Origin of the sequence: Pseudanabaena sp. UWO311 (genome assembly GCF_006937785.1) — a bacterium.
Taxonomy (GTDB): domain Bacteria; phylum Cyanobacteriota; class Cyanobacteriia; order Pseudanabaenales; family Pseudanabaenaceae; genus Pseudanabaena.
In genome coordinates this window covers 29,697-47,171 of sequence record NZ_SJEE01000017.1, presented here as the reverse complement: position 1 = coordinate 47,171, position 17,475 = coordinate 29,697, and the positions used below count along the sequence as shown (strand labels likewise).

Sequence of the window (17,475 nt, the reverse complement as noted above, 5' to 3'; positions counted from 1 at the left end):
TGCCTTTCATCTTTTGGGTTTTGAATTGTCCTATCTATCTCTTACGTTGCTGTATAAGAGGCTGTGCAAAGCACAGCCTCTTATACCAAATTTGTTGTTTTAAGTGATGCGTAATGTTGCAAAAGATTTTTGAGCTTATCAATCTGAATTGGTTTGCTGATGTAATCATTCATTCCTGCATCACGACAGAGATTTTGATCGTCATCAGTTGCATTTGCGGTCATAGCAATGATCACAATTGGAGGGAGTTGTGATTCTGCTTCTTGCTTACGAATATATTTGGTTGCCTCTAAACCATCCATTTCAGGCATCTGAATATCCATCAAGATCAAATCATAGGATTTTTCGGAGATCGCTTTAACTGCTTTTAGACCGTTATTAACTATATCGGCTTGATATCCTAAGTGATTCAATACTCGTTTAGCGACCTTTTGATTGACAGGGTTATCTTCGGCTAAGAGTATTACGAAACTAGATATTGATGAATCGAGTTGGCCTGATGTATCCATAGGTATCTAACCCATAATTTGTGGTACGCGGAAAAAGTCTTCTTCACGATCAGGCGCACAATCAAGCAGGGTCTCGCGATCTGCAAAGGGTTGCAATATATCGGGGCGAGTAATATTGACAGTATTAACGGCTCTAGTTGTCGGTTCAACCCCTTCTAGCAAAGGATCGAGTTCATTTAGCTGCTGGAAGTAATCCAAAATACTATCTAATTGCTTAGTAAAAGAAATTTCTTCAGCTTCAGTTAATTGTAAACGTCCTAAATGGGCAACGTGACGAACTTGCTCTCTGTCAATCATGATTTTTATATAAGTTTAAGCAAATAATAATCTTTAAATAATGGAGGCTTATGTCCATTGTTTAAAGATTGGACAAAAGAACTATGCAACTCTTATGTGAATTTTAGAAGGTAGTCTAAAAGAATAAATTAATGTCGGCTCGACCAGTAGTTTTAAGCCAGTTTTGAGCTTCGATGTAGTTGTTTGGTGCAAGACGAATTGCTCTTACCCAATGCTCGGCAGCAACATTGAAATATTCTTCAGACTGTTCTTCGTCTTGAGCATTTTCACCTTTATGGTGATAAATCACCGCCACATTGTTAAGGGCTTGTGGCATCCGAGGATTAAGATCGATCGCCTGCTCATAAAACTCTAATGCTTTATCATGATCACCGTTGCTGGCATGAATTAAGCCCATGTTGTAATACACATAGCTGCGATCGTAAGAATTTTCCTCAAGTTTAAGAGCTTCTTCATAGTTAGCTAATGCTTCGGCATATTCTCCATCACCTTGAGCGGACATGCCATCTCGATAGTAAGCAAAAGCTTCTTTTTCTCTCTGACTGGCAGGAAAGAGTTTTAAAATCGTGTCGGCAATAACGGTAAAAGTTTGATCGACGAAGTTGTCATTACGTTGCGATCTAGGCATAGTTCTTTATAAATTTGCAGTCAGTTGTTAATTAGCATATCAAAATTAAAACCAATAAAGTTAAGACACCTGCTTCGCGGGTGTCTTAAACTTAGCTAGATGCACTTGTATAAAACTTCAAGGCAAATCGCCAAAATTGATTTGAGGCATAAAGTAACCCGATCGCTAAAAACATAGAACCCATAATCCACATTGGTTCTCCTCTTCCTAAGAGGGTTTCGGCAGGAACCGTTGTCAAAAAGGCGATCGGCACAACAAAAGTAAAAAAGAATCGATAGGATGCGGGATAGGCTGCCATCGGATATCTGCCAGCCTCCATTAAGCCGCGTAAAACTTCCGTAACGTTATAAATTTTTACAAACCAGATGCTCATTGCGCCAAGGATGAACCAAATGCTGTAAAGACTAATGCAGCCAAAAATCAGTGGGATTAAGCCTAAAAGATAATTGTTCACACTTAATCCTAGTTTGGTGCCTGCATAGATCAAAATGCCGATACCAAAAATTAAATTAGGAAATCCCCAAGGTGAGATTGCTCTTGCCGACAACCAAAACTGGCTACTGATTGGCTTTAAAAGCACAAAATCTAATGTCCCTTTCTGGACATGATCCACGATTTTACTTAAGTTCGGCGCAAGAAAAGTGCTAGAGAAACCTTCAAGGATCGTAAATATACCAAGTACAACAATCGCTTCTTCCCATTGCCAACCCGCGAAAGTGTAACCAGTGCGATAGAACAAAAATAGTCCGAACAAACTTCCTGCCAAATTACCAATGCTGCCTAGCGCAGCGATCGCAAAGTTAATCCTATATTCGAGTTCAGCCGCGATCGCGGTTGACCAGAAAAGCTTTAAGGATTGTATATATCTACTCATATTGATTTGCCCACTACAAATTGCGAAGAAAAGCTTCGCAATCCTTCGCAATTTGTGATTTTTGCAATTAATTTAGGCTTAGGCGTAACCACGACCCCTAGGGCGATCGTTGCTACGTTCAGCACGAGGCTTAGCCTTATTAACGCGAAGGGTTCGTCCCATCCATTCGGCTTCGTTTAGCGCCGCGATCGCCGCTTCTTCTTGAGCATCGTCCTCCATATCCACGAAGGCGAACCCCCGAACCCGACCTGTTTCTTGGTCGGTGGGCAATTGCACACGCTTTACGGTGCCGTAGTCTGAAAAGACGCTTGTTAAGTCGTCTTTAGCAGCTTGATAAGACAAATTTCCAACGTAAATAGTCACAGTCAGTTCGCTCCAAAAAAGAGATCGATATAATAATTTAGCCAGTCTTCGGAAAAGACTCGCTCGATCCGAGATCTCACAAATCCAACCTAAATTTCAGCTTTGATATAGTTTACCTTTTACCCGCAACAATTTGCGTAGGCTGTATTACAAAGCTTTGCGCAACTAATGGTAAAGAGCTTACTAACCTTTATAAAGCTATATAAATTCCTTACTAAAAGCGTCGTTTTTGACGATTTACGTTCTCTCGAATCACATCACTTTGAGATTCACCTCAAAATTTCTATCTAAAGACATAGGCTAAATCAATTAGAAAGCCCTCGGAATTGAGGCTAAACCCTTAAGTCTCATAACAAAAAAACAAGAAATTTTAATGACTGAGCCTCACTCCTTATTTTTTTAGTTTTGAGATGTAATACCCTAATAGCAGCCATAAATCATCATCTTTATCAATTACGTTGAATTTAGTTAAAAAAATATGAACAGTCGAAAACATTTATTTGCTTTTGTTTTGACAGCTAGCTTAGGAACTTGTATTTCGCCATCAGTCAGTCAGCCGCCAAAACCAAGCTTAAGCCAGCAAAGTGGTGTAAAGATTACATTACAAGCAAAAATTCCCGAAAAAGGCATAACAAAAATTACTCCGCAAATGATGGAAAGAGCTAAACTCGTTTTCGAGAAGCGCGTTAGTGGGTTAGGAATTTCTGGAGCATCTGTTGCGATCTCTGGTAACAATCAGTTGGTGGTTAAATTACCAAGCATAAAAGATCCTAGCCAAGCTAAGCGAGTAATTGGGACAACTGGGCTGCTTGATTTTCGCAAACAGAAGAAAGGCACAGAAAATGAGCTAAGGGCAAGAGTCCTGAAGCGGCAGGAAGTGATGGCTCAGCGTGAAGTTCTCAAATATTCTGGCGATCAAAAGGCGATCGCGGCAAATGAAGCCGCTTATAAAAAGAGTGTTCAAGCTCTTAGGGACATCTTTGAGAACCCAGTCTTAAGTGGCGATATGATCAAAGATGCTTATGCTGAACCTCTATTCAAAGGTTCTAGTACTTGGAAAATCGCGCTGACATTTGATGATCAAGGAGCTGTTTTATTCGCCAAGACTACTAGCGAAATTGCGGGAACAAATCTGGCTATAGGCATTTTTCTGGATGATAAATTGATTAGTGCGCCAATTGTTGCGGGTGAGTTTCAAGGCAAGGGTATTACTGGTGGGCGTGCTGTTATTGCGGGACAATTTACTAAGGATTTAGCGACTGAAATTGCTTTACAGTTGCGATCAGGGGCATTGCCGATCGCTTTTGAAGTTGTCAAAACTCATTCCTTTTAAGTCCCAAGCCCCGTAGGGTTGCGCCCCTGCGGAGCGCAACCCTACGGGGCTGAGTTTGCAATTAACTATGCTCATCTATATTATTAAAGCTATTTTTTCTCGATCAGGAACGTCAAATTTCTTATAAAAGCCTCACAGAGCTTGGCTTTTATAACTATAGCCAGAAAGTTTAAAGCTATCAAAATGATTTGCGGCGCGAAGCGCCGCAAATCATTTTGATAGCTTTATAACCAATTCAGGGCTGCTATTCGTGGGGTATGATGACAGATGTCTCAAAATATCCTCTGTTTAATCTGGCTCTAAGTAAAGCTCAAACGGCTATACAGAAAAGCTATACAAAAAGCTCCAAAAAAATATGGGTAAACAAAGCCGCCTGCTTGCCTTTGTACTGGCAATTTTAATCGGGGCTGTGTATCTAATCGTAAGTCATCCTCCTAAATTAGGGTTGGATCTTCGAGGTGGCGCACAGCTTACACTCCAAGCAAAAATCAATCCTGAACAAGGTATTAATGAAATTACGCCGCGCATCATGGAAACTGCAAAGTTTGTGGTGGAGCAGCGCATTAATGGCTTAGGAGTCTCTGAAGCAACTATTTTGCTGGCTGGAAATGATCAACTCATTGTTCAGTTACCAGGGGTAAATGATCCTGCTCAAGCTGAGCGCGTAATTGGTACAACTGCCCAGCTTGATTTTCGGAAGCAAAAGAAAGGTACGGAAAGTGAGCTAAGGGCAAGATTGCAAATCCAGCAGGCGGCGACAATTCAGCGTGAAGTCCTGAAAAACTCTACTGATCAAAAGGCGATCGCGGAGAACGAAGCAGCTTATAAGAAAAGTATTGAAGATTTAAAAGGAATCTTTGAACGCACAGGCTTAACGGGCAATATGCTCAAAGATGCCGTTGCTTCACCAACGGGAAATGGACCTGATTCTTGGCAAGTTGCACTGACTTTTGATGATAAGGGAGGTGATCTATTTGCTAAAACCACTAGCGAAATCGGTGGTACTGGTCGCGCTTTAGGAATTTTTCTAGACGATAAATTAATTAGCTCTCCATCAGTAGGTCCTGAATTTCAAGGTAAGGGCATTACAGGTGGTCGAGCAGTCATTACAGGAAACTTCAACTTAGATACAGCCACCGAATTAGCTTTGCAACTACGTGCGGGTGCATTGCCAGTACCAGTGGAAATTGTTGAGAACCGTACTGTTGGAGCAACTCTCGGGGCAGATAGTATCCTTAGTAGTATTTATGCTGGAGTTGCGGGCTTACTACTAGTACTAATTTTCATGGTGCTGTATTACCGTATTTTGGGAGTTGTTGCGGATATTGCACTGATCACCTATGCGATTATTACTTTTTCTCTGTTTGGCGTACTGGGCGTAGTGCTTACTTTGCCTGGAATTGCAGGATTTATTCTTAGTATCGGTATGGCGGTCGATGCGAACGTATTAATTTTTGAACGCACAAAAGAAGAATTAAAGGCGGGACGCACACTCTATAAATCAGTTGAAGCAGGTTTTTATCGAGCATGGTCTAGCATTCTCGATAGTAATGTGACCACTTTGATTGCTTGTGGTGCATTATTTTGGCTCGGTTCGGGATTTGTAAAAGGCTTTGCGGTTACGCTTGGGGTTGGGGTGCTGACCAGTATGTTTACGGCAATCACCCTCAGCCGATCGCTAATGTTAGCTATGATTAGCAATCCGATCTTCCGCAAGCCTGAATACTATGGGATGAAGGCTTTTGGCAAAACCTCAACGACAACGATCGATGTAGATGCAAAAACTGAAGATGAATCTAGCGATCGTAAAAACGACAATAAAAAAGACAATACAAGTGGTGCAGTGTTATGAGATTAGATGTAATCAAAAATGCTCGTCTTTACATCACGATTTCGACAGCAGTAATTTTGGCTGGGATCGTTGCCATGGTGTTATCTTTTCAGCAGCTAGGCTCGCCTTTACGACTGGGCATCGACTTTACAGGTGGCTCCAGCATCACATTGGGCTTGGCTTGCAATGCTGGCAATTGCGGCAAGCCGATTGATGTAAGTGTCGTCAGGCAAGCGATTGAGAGCAAAGGTTTTACCAATAGCGTCATTCAATTAGTTGAGGGAAAAGATCTCAAGGGTGTATCGGTACGGACGGCTCATCTCTCAACTGATGAACGCGAAAAGCTAAAAAATTCTCTCACCGAGGCTTTGAAGCAATATGGCGAAGTTGATCCTAAAAAGTCGCAAATAGATGAGGTTGGCCCCGCGATCGGACAGCAAGGGCTCAGAAATGGGTTACTTGCTCTTGCTTTGTCTTTTTCAGGCATTGGCATTTATTTAGCATTCCGTTTTCAACTAGATTACGCTGCCTTTGCGATTATTGCGCTATTTCACGACATGCTCGTAACTGTTGGGGCATTTTCTTTACTCGGACTAACGATGGGTGTGGAGATCGATAGCTTGTTTATTGTGTCGATGCTCACGATTTGTGGCTTCTCAGTTAATGACACGGTAGTAATCTACGATCGCATTCGTGAAAATGTAAAGCTCGATGCTGGTGCTTCTAACTTTAATCAGTTAGTTAATGCTTCGGTCAATCAGACTCTGGGGCGATCGATTAATACCTCACTAACCGCAACTCTTCCTCTTGTGGCTATTTTCTTGTTTGGCGGTGCAACCTTGCGATTCTTCTCTCTTGCTCTGATTATTGGATTCCTTTCTGGGGCTTATTCCAGTATCTTCAATGCCAGTATTTTGCTGGCATGGTGGCGCAGTCGTCAGAATCCTAACAGTAGTCAACCGACCCTAGAGGCAAATTAATTAAAGAAAAGCTCCCAACGGGAGCTTTTCTTTAATTAAAAACATTTCACACCAAGAATCGTGCTGAGTTATGAATGATCAAAATATCAATGTTGTTCCTGATTCGTCTGCTGAGCAAATATCCGACCAACTTCTAGAGCGCCAAGTCCAACGGTTGATCGAAGTGCAAACCTATTTGCGATGGATATTTGATGTTTTTCTATGGCTAACTATCGGAACTGCGAGTATTTGGGCTTTGCGCTCGGATATTGAGCTATGGATTGCGGCTTTTACATGGGCAGGAGTACGCATAACCCTAGCTTATAATCGTATGCCAATGTTAGGGTTGGGAATATGTGTAGCAATGACTCTAGCGACTTTAGTTTGGCAGAGTTCGATTATTTTGTGGGGAGTTAATCAACGAGAGAAGCGATCGCTAATTAATCAAGTAAAAAGGATACAGGGTAAAGGAAAAAGTCATCCATTATGGCGCTGGGTCTGTGAAGAAAAAATATTATAGCGGGTGCATTGCACCCACTATAATGCCTACTTCTGTTTAAGGACTAATAATGTAATGTCGTCATAAATTTTCTGAGTGCCAATATGCGATCGCAGATCGGCAATAACAGCTTGACGAATAGCGATCGCTGGGTCATCGACATGTTGACAGATGACTTCGCATAGACGATCCAATCCATAAAGCTGTCTTTCTTCATTCTCTGCTTCAGTAATACCGTCGGTATATAGCACCACGACATCACCTTCCTTAAGGTAAATATGCTTTTGAGAGAGAAAATCAAAAATCTCTTCCTCTAGACCAATCGGAAATCCCAAGTCAATCGTATCAAATCTTTCTAGCTTTCCATTCTTGCGCACGACAATCATTTCTTCATGCTGACCACTCAAGATCAATTTTCCATGCTCATAGTCAATCAACGATAGAGTTAAATTTTTATCGGATGACATTCTCTGAACATTGCCGTAAATTGTGCGATTGAGGATATCTAAAAAGCGGACAGGATCGTTCTCTTCACTTTGGAGTAAGGTTCGTACCGCAGTCTGCACCATGATCATTAACATGCCACTTTCTAGTCCATGTCCTGTTACATCGCCAATACCAATTTTAATTCGTCCATTTTGTTGCAGCACATCATAATAATCACCACCAACCTCATCAGCAGGCTCCATAAATCCTGCAATATCTAATCCTGCAATCAAGGCTAATTCTTTATCTTTAGGTAAAATCATTTGCTGAAGTTTGCGCGTTACATCTAGTTCGCTGCTCATCCGTAGATTTTCTAATTTGAGAAGATCGTTTAAAGCCAGAATTTGCTTATTCGCTTTCTCCAACGCAATTTCTGCCATCTTTCGCTGACTAATATCTTCGACAGTTCCTTCGTAATAAACTATTTTGCCATTGTCATCACGTAATGCTCGCACATTCTCGCTAATCCAGATTGTCGTGCGATCGCGTTTATATACCTGTGACTCAAAATTGGTAATCGTATCATTAGCCTCCATTAGAGACTGAAATTGCTGACGGCGATCACGATCAACATAGAGATCACTTTGGATATCAACAATTTCTTCAAGCATTTGCTCAACTGACTCATAGCCATAAATTCGAGCTAAGGCAGGGTTTACACTTAGATATTTACCTTCGACGGTTGTTTGAAAGATCCCATCTACAGAATTCTCAAAGATGCTCCGATATTTTGCTTCGGACTCTCGCAGTGCGATCGCCACACTGTTAAATGATCGGACAACCATCGATAGCTCATCTTTACTATCAAGATTAATTGATATTGCTCCACCCAATGTCATCTGTTTAGCAGCTACGTCTAACTGATGTACAGTTCTCATGACTGACAAATAAAAGCCAATGAATAGATAGAGAATTGCACTGAAGATCACAGCCACAAAAATCAAGATGAACTGCTTTCGCTGCGTAAATCCTTGGATTCGATAGATCAATAGCTCGTCGAGGCGATCGACAATTTGCTGAGAGAGTGTAAAACTATATTTAAATGAGCTTGCTATTGCTTGTCGATAAAAGCCATCAGCTAAAGAGAACTTATTATCTTTGCCGACTATTTGATTTGTATTGGCGATTACCTCACTTAAATTAGCAGCAAAAATGCGAAGAGAGCTGCTTAGCGAATCACGTAAATTACCGCGAGGATTATTTCTAAAGGCGCGTTCCAAATTTGACGTTAAATCGTTGTTATATTCTTCCAACAAACTAAGCAAAGAAATAAACGATTCTTTTTTTAAATTAGTGATTTCTTTGTCAAATAAAATTTCCGTAGAGGTTTGCATCATCTTATTTAAAATCTTTTGCATCTCAGGGAGCTTAACGGCACTCGCATCCATTAGATAGTAAGTATCTAAATCTGGATCGAGAATTAAATTCGAGGAATCAACTACATGAACTCGGAATTGGGCTAGTTTTTCGAGTAATAAATCATGGTTGCGAAAGCCTATAAACCCTGACATGTCTCGTAAGTCTTGCCAAGAAAGCTGAAGATTTTTTAGTTTCTCTCCTGTTTGAATAGTCACACCTAATCGCCTATCAACATTTGATAAGCTTACGAATTCATTATCAATTAGACTTTGTAGATCATCTAATTCCCTTGTCTGCAATTGGAGTGCTTCCGATTGAGCAGTGAGGTTAATGCTTTGCAGGCTCTTGTAAAATTGGTTCTGCAAAATTAATTGTCTTTGTGGAATGTATTGCCATAGTTGACTGATTGGGCGTAGATAGGCATTCCCGTAAATTTCCTTTTGGGTAAACTCTATGCGGCTATCAAGTTCTGACAACAGCAGATTCATCACCAATGCTAGTGGCAACACAAAAAGCAAACTGATCAGAAAAAACTTTTGGGGGTATTTCAGCCGATTCATGATAGCGATCGCTGGTTTGAATAGAAACATATTTTGCCTGAGAGTCAAGATGGGCATCACTTTGCCTTGCTAATCGACTAAGATTCTTTGTCATATTATAGAGATCGCCAAGTTCGGTAAGCATTTTTAAACTTGGACGTTAAGCACAGTCATGAATCGTTAAACCTATTGGGGCATTCTCTTGATGGATTGTATGTCCTCACTACTCATTTTCTCATTCTATAGCCGTTACCAGTCTGGATTTGTACAGCCCCTCGGATGAGGGATGTGCGATTTCTTATTACCACCAGCAGTTTTCTATCAAGCGAGCCAATAAATTTTTGAAAGTGTTGCTTCGCAGCACTTTCAAAAATTTATTGGCTCGCTTGTGAGTGCAAAACGTTGTGTAGCTGTCGCAAAATATACTAGGACATAAAACCCAAGATATTGATGTCGGCGCGGAGCGCCGACATCAATATCTTGGGCTGAAACAAGTGACTGTAGCTATAAAACTGGCTCGACTGAGATCTAGATCACAAATAATTTGGGAACTTATCACAAAGTAGGCAGTCATAATAAATTAAATCTAGGTTAAGATTAGGTTAATAAAACAAATTACGTCTAATTACTCATACCCATAGTCATCGAAATATGTTTCTAACGAAGGTAATATGTTCTGCATATTGGCAACATAGAGCCTTTCAGGATCTTAAGACTATCTAGAGTCACTCTCAGTTGTAATCTACAGAGGGAAGATTATGTCCGCAACCACCAAATGTCTGTTTCCCCAGTCTCGTTATTACGGCACATTTACGCCAGAGAACTTGATGTTTAATGCCAATTTACAAGAGTTTTCCCACCGTGTCAGCATTATTTGCAGTCTAGAGGCTGGCGGCAAAATTTCACCGAAAGAAGCGTATTTGCAAATCGCAGAGCTATGGCAGCAGCTTGAGATATCTCAACGTAATCTCTTTACATGAAAGAAAAAGCGGTGCTTTGCACCGCTTTTTCTTTTTAGGGCGGGATAAGTACATCTAAGATAATGTTAAAGCCCAGAGACAAAACTGTATCGCCTGCGCCGCAGGCGATACAGTTTTTGACTCTGGGTTTTATATCTAATTGTGCTTAGCTGATTATGTGTGGATTTGCCAACAATTTATTTAACTATTGATGTAACTTTCCCGCTTAGTGGTAATCTTATGAATGGCTCGGATCTACGCGATCGCAACGCCCGAATCGTGTCAGGGTCGGAAGACAGCAGCACTAAGGGATGCTTGAGATAGGCGTAGTACCCGGGCTACTTTTTTAGGTTTAGCAATGGGTTCAGGAGAGATTCATGGGTCGGGCGAAAAAAGTCGTACTTGCATATTCAGGCGGCGTTGATACATCTGTTTGCATTCCTTATCTCAAGCAAGAATGGGGTGTTGAAGAAGTCATTACCCTTGCAGCAGACCTAGGACAAGGCGATGAGTTAGATCCCATCAAACAGAAAGCTCTAGATTCGGGAGCATCGGTCTCTCTGGTTAGAGATGTAACTAAAGAATTTGTCACAGACTATGCGTTCCCAGCGATTAAAGCTAATGCGCTTTATGAAAATCGCTATCCATTAACAACGGCTCTAGCCCGTCCTCTCATTGCCAAGATTTTGGTAGAAGCGGCGGAAGAATATGGTGCTGATGCCGTTGCCCATGGATGCACAGGCAAAGGTAATGACCAAGTTAGGTTTGATGTGTCGATCGCTGCACTCAACCCAGACATTAAAGTATTAGCTCCAGCCCGTGAATGGGGAATGAGCCGCGAAGAGACGATCGCCTATGGTGAAAAATTTGGCATTGCTTCACCAGTGAAGAAATCTTCGCCATTCAGTATCGATCGCAACTTGCTTGGACGCAGTATCGAAGCTGGCCCCCTCGAAAATGCTTGGAATGAGCCACCAGAAGAAATTTATGCGATGACCAAGGCGATCGCTGATACCCCCGACGAGCCAACTTACGCTGAAATTGGATTCGAGAAAGGTATTCCTGTTGCGATCGATGGCAAAGCTCTTGAGCCTGTTGAATTGATTACTGCATTGAATGCGATCGCTGGCAACAACGGTGTTGGACGCATCGACATGGTGGAAAACCGCTTAGTGGGGATCAAGTCTCGTGAAATTTACGAAGCTCCCGCGATGTTGGTATTAATCCATGCTCACCGCGATCTTGAAAGCCTTGCTTTGCCTTCTGACTTGGCGCAATACAAGCGTGGTCTTGAAGATACCTATGGCAAGATGATTTATAACGGGCTTTGGTACAGTCCCCTCAAAACTGCCCTCGATGCTTTTATCGATAGCAGCCAAGAGCGTGTATCAGGAACTGTCCGTATCAAGTTCCATAAAGGTAACGCGATTATCGTTGGTCGTCAGTCTGTGAATTCACTTTATGACGAAGACTTGGCTACTTATACTAGTGCTGACCAGTTCGATCATAAGGCTGCTGAAGGATTTATCTATGTTTGGGGTATGCCTATTCGTGTATGGGCCCAGAAAAATAGATAGCTTTTGGCTTTTAGCTTTTGGCTTTTAGCTTTTGGCTTTTTCTCAAGGCGGCGCTTAGCGTCGCCTTTGCTTTTAGTTTTGAGAAAGCTCAAGGCGCTGTAAGATGTCATAAAACTATCAATTAATTAGCAATTAACTGGCAAATTTTTTCTATGACTAAAGTACCTCTACCCGATGAGCGCATTCTTTTTAAAGGTCATCCTGCGGTTATTGGTAGTGTGACAAGGTTGCTGATTTCGATTTTCACCCTAGGTATTGGTGCAATCTGGTATTGGTTGCAGTCGATCAATACGAAATATCTGATTACGTCACAACGAATTGTTATAGAGAGAGGTGTTTTCTCAAAAGATATTGAAACTCTAGAAATTTATCAAGTTGACGATATCCAGTTAGAAATGCCATTCAATCAGCGCATTATGGGCACTGGAAATATGCTTTTGTTAACCCGTGATATTTCTGCCCCCAAGTTGCTATTAAATCGTCTACCAACTGACGTAAGAGAGCTATACGAGCAGATGCGTCCTTGTATTCAACAGGCAAGATTTCGCTTTCATGTGCGTGACGAAGAAAATCCTAGAGAGTATCCTTAAAACCCTAATAGCAAAGGCGGCGCTTAGCGCCGCCTTTGCTATTAGGGTTTTAATTTATTTGGCGATCGCTATAAAACTCAAGCTAAACTAGGTAGAACGTCTTAACTAGTGCCAAGTTTAGCAACAATGACTTCATCATCGATTTCAGTTCGTGAATTGCCGCTGTTCCCTTTACCTGAGTTGGTACTATTTCCGGGACAGTCTCTACCGCTTCATATTTTTGAGTATCGCTATCGCATGATGATCAATACCGTGCTGGAAAGCGATCGCATGTTTGGGGTGGTAATGTGGGACTCGGAGACGGGTAAACCTGCAAATATCGGCTGTGTTGCTCAAATTGTTCAGTATCATCGCTTGCCAGATGATCGCTTCAAGCTTTTGACGATGGGACAGCAGCGCTTTAGAGTGTTGGAATATGTGCGCGAAACTCCCTATCGAGTAGGTTTAGTCGAGTGGATCGAAGACGAGCCTGGTAGCGACGCACCATTTTTATTAGCCACAGAAGTCCGTGAGTTGCTTAATGACGTGATCCGTTTATCGCAAAAGCTCACCGATCAAGAAATTGAGTTACCGAAGATTCCCCGTAGCCCAATCGAATTATCCTATTGGGTCGCCAGTAACTTTCAGGGGGCAAGTTTAGAACAGCAATCATTACTGGAAACCCTCGATACGGCTGGACGTTTGCGACGTGAGGCGGAAATTTTATCTTCAACTAGAAGTCAATTAGCAGCCCGTACAGTTTTGAAAGATACTTTTAAATAAAATCAAATAAATTTTTTGTTGAAAGTGCTGCTTTGCACCACTTTCAACATAGTTCTAAATTTTCAGGAGCAATAACCGTGAAGATCGGCGTACCGAGCGAAATTAAAGATCGTGAATTTCGGGTGGGAATGACTCCTGCTGGGGTAACGGCCTTAACGGCGCGATCGCATCAAGTCTTTGTAGAGACAAATGCAGGAGTTGGCTCTGGCTTTAGCGATCAGGAATATATCCAAGCTGGCGCAAAAATTGTCGCAACACCACAGGAAGTTTACGCCCAAGACATGGTGGTTAAGGTTAAGGAGCCTCTGCCCAGCGAATATGACTTGCTACACCCAGAATTAATTCTCTTTACCTATCTCCATCTCGCCGCCGATCGCCAACTAACGAGCGCATTAATCAAATCAGGCGCAACCTGTATCGCCTATGAAACTGTGCAATTAGATAATGGTCAATTGCCTTTACTAGTGCCGATGAGCATTATCGCTGGTCGTTTATCAGTACAATTTGGAGCGCATTATTTGACCAAGCAACAGGGTGGTAGTGGTGTATTACTAGGTGGCATTCCTGGGGTGAGATCAGGACATGTGGTGGTGCTAGGCGGCGGCGTAGTCGGTACTGAAGCTGCGAGAATGGCGATCGGGTTGGGCGCAAGGGTGACAATTTTAGATGTCAATCTTAATCGTCTCGGAGAATTGGAATCTCTGTTTGGTTCGAGGGTTCAGTTACTGTATAGCACAGCCAGCAATATTTCCGAGGCAGTGATGTCTGCGGATCTGGTCATTGGAGCGGTGTTAATTACAGGCAAACGTGCCCCGACATTAGTAAAGCGTGAACTTGTCCAAAAAATGCGATCGCATTCTGTAATTGTCGATGTTGCCGTGGATCAAGGTGGCTGCATCGAGACGGTGCACACCACATCCCACACTGATCCTGTCTATGAAGAAGAAGGAGTCTTACACTATGGTGTGCCAAATATGCCAGGGGCTGTTCCTTGGACAGCGACTCAAGCTTTGGTTAATGCGACGCTTCCCTATACTTGTGCATTGGCGGATTTTGGTTTGGATGCAATTAAGCGCGATCGCGCTTTGGCAAAAGGCGTAAATATCCAGAATGGAAATATTGTTTATGCGGCGGTTGCCGAAGCATTTCCTGATTTGCCAAAAGCCTAGATCCTGAAGCTATCTTTCTATTAACGTAGTGTCATTACCATACTTTACTCACCACTCCGAGCTAATACCTGACCCGACAGGTAATATTTTCCCTTCAAATATGCTAGGTTAATTTAACGAGAGTTCGACGAACTAAAAGCAAGCAGGAGGAAGAGCAGGCAAGCCTTTGAAGAGAAGATCCAAAGCAGGTTCTCGCGATAGGTATAGGCAACCAAACCAGCCAAAAGGTTAACGAGGAAATTGAAAAAACTGCGATGTCTTGAATGCTCAATCTGAGAAATGTTTTTCAGTTGATCATTGACTGCTTATCGGATGTAAAAAGAGAATGGCGACGTTTCGCGCCGCCATTCTCTTTTTGGTTTTATCAGGAAAATCAACGCATTAGATAAGGTGTTAGCGGTTTACTTTCCTCATCTTGGTAATTGCAGATATTAGTTTCTGAACGATGGATATATTCAACTTCTTCAGTGGACAATACAAGTTCTAGATAGAGTTCTCCCATCCATCCACGAATTTTGCTGAGTTTAAAGAAAAGCTGAAACTGTTGATCACTCAGTAATTCTTGGGTTCTGGCTATTTGTGTAGGTGTCATAGTAGTCCCCCTCGTTCTGAATAACATTTTGAATATCACTATTGTCGATGCGATCGCTAAATTGATTTGTGATTCAATCAATAGAAAATGAAGGATCTTAAACACTCAAAATCACGATTGCAATTACCGTAATGAACGATCTAGATCATTACTGAGATGTGATCTCATAAATTTGTTTCTATTATGCAAAAAAAGAACCAATAGTTTTGTGGAGAGGCAAAGCTGAGCCACAAAACTATTGGTTCTTTTTCGAGAACAAGTAGAGATTGAGCAAAGCTCAATCTCTACTTGTTTATAGACTTGGATAATCTGTATAACCTTTCTCATCACCACCGTAGAAGGTATTGCGATCAGGTGTATTCAAAGGTGCATTAGCAGCAAAACGTTCCACTAGGTCAGGGTTAGCGATGTAGAGACGACCAAAGGCAACCAGATCAGCAGCACCAGATGCGATCGCAGCGTTTCCAGTCTCAAGGTTATAACCACCCGCAGTAATAATCGTGCTATTAAAAATAGGACGGAAGAAGTCAGCACCAAGATCGGGTTGATCTTCAGCAGAGCCAAATCCTTCGACTCTGGGCGCAACTAAATGCAAATAGGCAAGATTAAAGCGGTTTAGTTCCTTAACTGCATACCCAAAAGTCACCGCGCGATTGGAATCATACACGCTACCAAATGTGCCACTAGGAGAAAGTCTCACACCTACGCGATCGCTACCCCATACACTTACAACCGCTTCTGTTACTTCCAATAATAGACGGGCGCGATTCTCAACTGAACCACCATAAATATCGGTGCGCTGATTGGTATTGTCTTGCAAGAATTGATCTAATAGATATCCATTAGCACTATGAATTTCTACTCCATCAAAGCCAGCTTCTAGAGCATTCTTTGCACCGAGGCGATATTGTTCGATGATTTGAGGAATCTCTTCTAATTCCAAAGCGCGAGGCGTGACATAAGGTTTCATGCCTGTATAGGTAAAGATTTCTCCTTCGGGTGCGATCGCTGATGGAGCCACGGGCAACTCGCCATTGGGCTGAAAATCTGGATGCGAAATTCTACCCACATGCCAAAGTTGCAAAAAGATTTTGCCACCTTTTGCATGAACTGCCTCCGTTACCAAGCGCCAGCCTGAGACTTGTTCATCAGAATAAATCCCTGGAGTATTTGGATATCCTTGACCCTGTGGACAAACCTGCGACGCTTCGGTGATTAGCAATCCTGCCGAAGCCCGTTGCTGATAATGCAAGGCATTTAAAGCTGTGGGGACGTTGCCAGCAGCAGCGCGATTGCGAGTTAAAGGAGCCATCACAATCCGATTTGGCAATGTATAACGACCGAGCTTAACCGAAGATAGAAGAGGAGCGCTCATAGGGATAATGTGATGTTGCATAAATTTCTATTGTTCGATTATATGCGAACAATAGAAATTTATGCAACATTATGAGAAAATTAAGACAATAAAAATGGCTTTGCCATTTTTATTGTCTTAATTTTCTCGGCTTTTTGTAATGCGCCAATATCACCACCCCGATCGCGACAATATTTCTTTAACCGACGTTCTCTATGGACTCAGCGATCCAACGCGATTACAAATTGTCAAAATGTTGGCAACCAAAAAAGAGATTACCTGTGGCGAATTTTGTTTGGAAATGAGCAAATCTACACAATCCCACCACTATAAGGTTTTGCGAGATACAGGCATTATGTATACGCGATTAGAAGGGACTCAACATTATAATTCTCTGCGTCGAGAGGATTTAAATGCAAGGTTTCCCAATTTACTAAATTCTATTTTGGATGCTATCAAGTAGAACCTTTACGAAGTGCAGGTTTTGTTAATGTCATTAATGATTCGCGCCCATAGATATAGAACTGTAGGGGCAGAGCATTCCCACAGAAATTTATGAATTTCTAGGCAGTTTTTTTTGGGAAGGCTCTGCCCAAAACCTTGCAACGTAGGGACAAATTATCTGCAAAAGCAAAGAGGGCATAGCATTTGCGGATCAAGATTTCTGTGATGATTTGTAAAATTGTGGCGCAAATGCTATGCCCCTACGGTCTTTCAGAAATAAATTGCTGGGAGCATAAATCAATCAAAACCTTAATTTATATTTTGTTTGATTATCGGATAAATTTGCGTGGC

At 41.9% G+C, this 17,475-nt stretch carries 19 protein-coding genes, 1 other RNA gene and 1 pseudogene; 11 read left to right on the top strand and 10 right to left on the bottom strand.

Annotated features, from left to right (window positions below; translation table 11 throughout):
• Positions 1 to 80: 80 nt before the first annotated feature.
• The 5 genes from PseudUWO311_RS14145 to PseudUWO311_RS14125 form a co-directional block, all read right to left on the bottom strand.
• Positions 81 to 509 (bottom strand): response regulator, encoded by a 429-nt coding sequence (locus PseudUWO311_RS14145; RefSeq protein ID WP_142655908.1) that lies wholly within the window; start codon positions 507 to 509, stop codon positions 81 to 83.
• A 6-nt stretch (positions 510 to 515) separates the two neighbouring features.
• Positions 516 to 806 (bottom strand): Asp-tRNA(Asn)/Glu-tRNA(Gln) amidotransferase subunit GatC, encoded by a 291-nt coding sequence (gene gatC / locus PseudUWO311_RS14140; RefSeq protein WP_142655907.1) that lies wholly within the window; start codon positions 804 to 806, stop codon positions 516 to 518.
• A gap of 115 nt (positions 807 to 921) precedes the next feature.
• Positions 922 to 1,434 carry a photosystem I assembly protein Ycf3 gene (locus tag PseudUWO311_RS14135; RefSeq protein WP_142655906.1) on the bottom strand — a complete coding sequence of 171 codons (513 nt, stop codon included), beginning with the start codon at positions 1,432 to 1,434 and terminating at the stop codon, positions 922 to 924.
• 91 nt (positions 1,435 to 1,525) lie between these two features.
• Positions 1,526 to 2,308: an ABC transporter permease gene (locus tag PseudUWO311_RS14130; RefSeq protein WP_142655905.1), complete on the bottom strand. Its 783-nt coding sequence runs from the start codon at positions 2,306 to 2,308 to the stop codon at positions 1,526 to 1,528.
• 78 nt (positions 2,309 to 2,386) lie between these two features.
• A complete protein-coding gene (locus PseudUWO311_RS14125; protein ID WP_094528637.1) occupies positions 2,387 to 2,671 on the bottom strand; it encodes an RNA recognition motif domain-containing protein in 285 nt (94 codons plus the stop codon).
• Between the two features lie 478 nt (positions 2,672 to 3,149).
• On the opposite strand from PseudUWO311_RS14125, the gene secD (PseudUWO311_RS14120) reads away from it, so the two are divergent.
• From secD (PseudUWO311_RS14120) to PseudUWO311_RS14105, 4 genes are all read left to right on the top strand, one after another.
• A complete protein-coding gene (secD, locus tag PseudUWO311_RS14120; RefSeq protein WP_142655904.1) occupies positions 3,150 to 4,004 on the top strand; it encodes a preprotein translocase subunit SecD in 855 nt (284 codons plus the stop codon).
• A gap of 355 nt (positions 4,005 to 4,359) precedes the next feature.
• Positions 4,360 to 5,856 carry a protein translocase subunit SecD gene (gene secD / locus PseudUWO311_RS14115; RefSeq protein ID WP_142655903.1) on the top strand — a complete coding sequence of 499 codons (1,497 nt, stop codon included), beginning with the start codon at positions 4,360 to 4,362 and terminating at the stop codon, positions 5,854 to 5,856.
• Positions 5,853 to 6,815 (top strand): protein translocase subunit SecF, encoded by a 963-nt coding sequence (gene secF / locus PseudUWO311_RS14110; RefSeq protein WP_142655902.1) that lies wholly within the window; start codon positions 5,853 to 5,855, stop codon positions 6,813 to 6,815. The genes secD (PseudUWO311_RS14115) and secF overlap by 4 nt, the downstream gene beginning before the upstream one ends.
• A 70-nt stretch (positions 6,816 to 6,885) precedes the next feature.
• Positions 6,886 to 7,314 carry a hypothetical protein gene (locus tag PseudUWO311_RS14105; protein ID WP_142655901.1) on the top strand — a complete coding sequence of 143 codons (429 nt, stop codon included), beginning with the start codon at positions 6,886 to 6,888 and terminating at the stop codon, positions 7,312 to 7,314.
• Positions 7,315 to 7,340: 26 nt separating this feature from the next.
• On the opposite strand, the gene PseudUWO311_RS14100 is transcribed toward PseudUWO311_RS14105, so the two are convergent.
• Positions 7,341 to 9,626: a SpoIIE family protein phosphatase gene (locus PseudUWO311_RS14100; protein ID WP_223807577.1), complete on the bottom strand. Its 2,286-nt coding sequence runs from the start codon at positions 9,624 to 9,626 to the stop codon at positions 7,341 to 7,343.
• Complete coding sequence (locus PseudUWO311_RS24415; RefSeq protein WP_223807576.1) at positions 9,601 to 9,822, bottom strand: hypothetical protein; 222 nt, start codon at positions 9,820 to 9,822, stop codon at positions 9,601 to 9,603. The genes PseudUWO311_RS14100 and PseudUWO311_RS24415 overlap by 26 nt, the downstream gene beginning before the upstream one ends.
• Before the next feature lie 613 nt (positions 9,823 to 10,435).
• Between PseudUWO311_RS24415 and PseudUWO311_RS14095 the strand changes: the two genes are divergently transcribed.
• From PseudUWO311_RS14095 to ald, 6 genes are all read left to right on the top strand, one after another.
• Positions 10,436 to 10,657 (top strand): hypothetical protein, encoded by a 222-nt coding sequence (locus PseudUWO311_RS14095; RefSeq protein ID WP_190303502.1) that lies wholly within the window; start codon positions 10,436 to 10,438, stop codon positions 10,655 to 10,657.
• 225 nt (positions 10,658 to 10,882) lie between these two features.
• Positions 10,883 to 10,979: signal recognition particle sRNA small type (gene ffs, locus PseudUWO311_RS14090), an RNA gene on the top strand.
• A gap of 34 nt (positions 10,980 to 11,013) precedes the next feature.
• Positions 11,014 to 12,213, top strand: coding sequence for an argininosuccinate synthase (locus tag PseudUWO311_RS14085; RefSeq protein WP_142655899.1), 1,200 nt, complete (start codon positions 11,014 to 11,016; stop codon positions 12,211 to 12,213).
• Between the two features lie 152 nt (positions 12,214 to 12,365).
• Positions 12,366 to 12,803, top strand: a complete 438-nt coding sequence (locus PseudUWO311_RS14080) for a PH domain-containing protein (protein ID WP_142655898.1) — start codon at positions 12,366 to 12,368, stop codon at positions 12,801 to 12,803.
• A 126-nt stretch (positions 12,804 to 12,929) separates the two neighbouring features.
• A complete protein-coding gene (locus PseudUWO311_RS14075) occupies positions 12,930 to 13,565 on the top strand; it encodes an LON peptidase substrate-binding domain-containing protein (RefSeq protein WP_142655897.1) in 636 nt (211 codons plus the stop codon).
• Between the two features lie 77 nt (positions 13,566 to 13,642).
• Positions 13,643 to 14,734: an alanine dehydrogenase gene (gene ald, locus PseudUWO311_RS14070; RefSeq protein WP_142655896.1), complete on the top strand. Its 1,092-nt coding sequence runs from the start codon at positions 13,643 to 13,645 to the stop codon at positions 14,732 to 14,734.
• A 113-nt stretch (positions 14,735 to 14,847) separates the two neighbouring features.
• On the opposite strand, the pseudogene PseudUWO311_RS14065 reads toward ald, so the two are convergent.
• The 3 genes and pseudogenes from PseudUWO311_RS14065 to PseudUWO311_RS14055 form a co-directional block, all read right to left on the bottom strand.
• Positions 14,848 to 15,036 (bottom strand): annotated as a pseudogene (locus tag PseudUWO311_RS14065) (hypothetical protein); the annotation flags it as partial.
• 71 nt (positions 15,037 to 15,107) lie between these two features.
• Positions 15,108 to 15,326 carry a hypothetical protein gene (locus tag PseudUWO311_RS14060; RefSeq protein WP_142655895.1) on the bottom strand — a complete coding sequence of 73 codons (219 nt, stop codon included), beginning with the start codon at positions 15,324 to 15,326 and terminating at the stop codon, positions 15,108 to 15,110.
• 292 nt (positions 15,327 to 15,618) lie between these two features.
• Positions 15,619 to 16,701, bottom strand: a complete 1,083-nt coding sequence (locus PseudUWO311_RS14055; protein ID WP_142655961.1) for an alkene reductase — start codon at positions 16,699 to 16,701, stop codon at positions 15,619 to 15,621.
• Positions 16,702 to 16,840: 139 nt separating this feature from the next.
• On the opposite strand from PseudUWO311_RS14055, the gene PseudUWO311_RS14050 reads away from it, so the two are divergent.
• Positions 16,841 to 17,143 (top strand): ArsR/SmtB family transcription factor, encoded by a 303-nt coding sequence (locus PseudUWO311_RS14050; RefSeq protein WP_142655894.1) that lies wholly within the window; start codon positions 16,841 to 16,843, stop codon positions 17,141 to 17,143.
• The last annotated feature ends 332 nt before the right edge of the window (positions 17,144 to 17,475 follow it).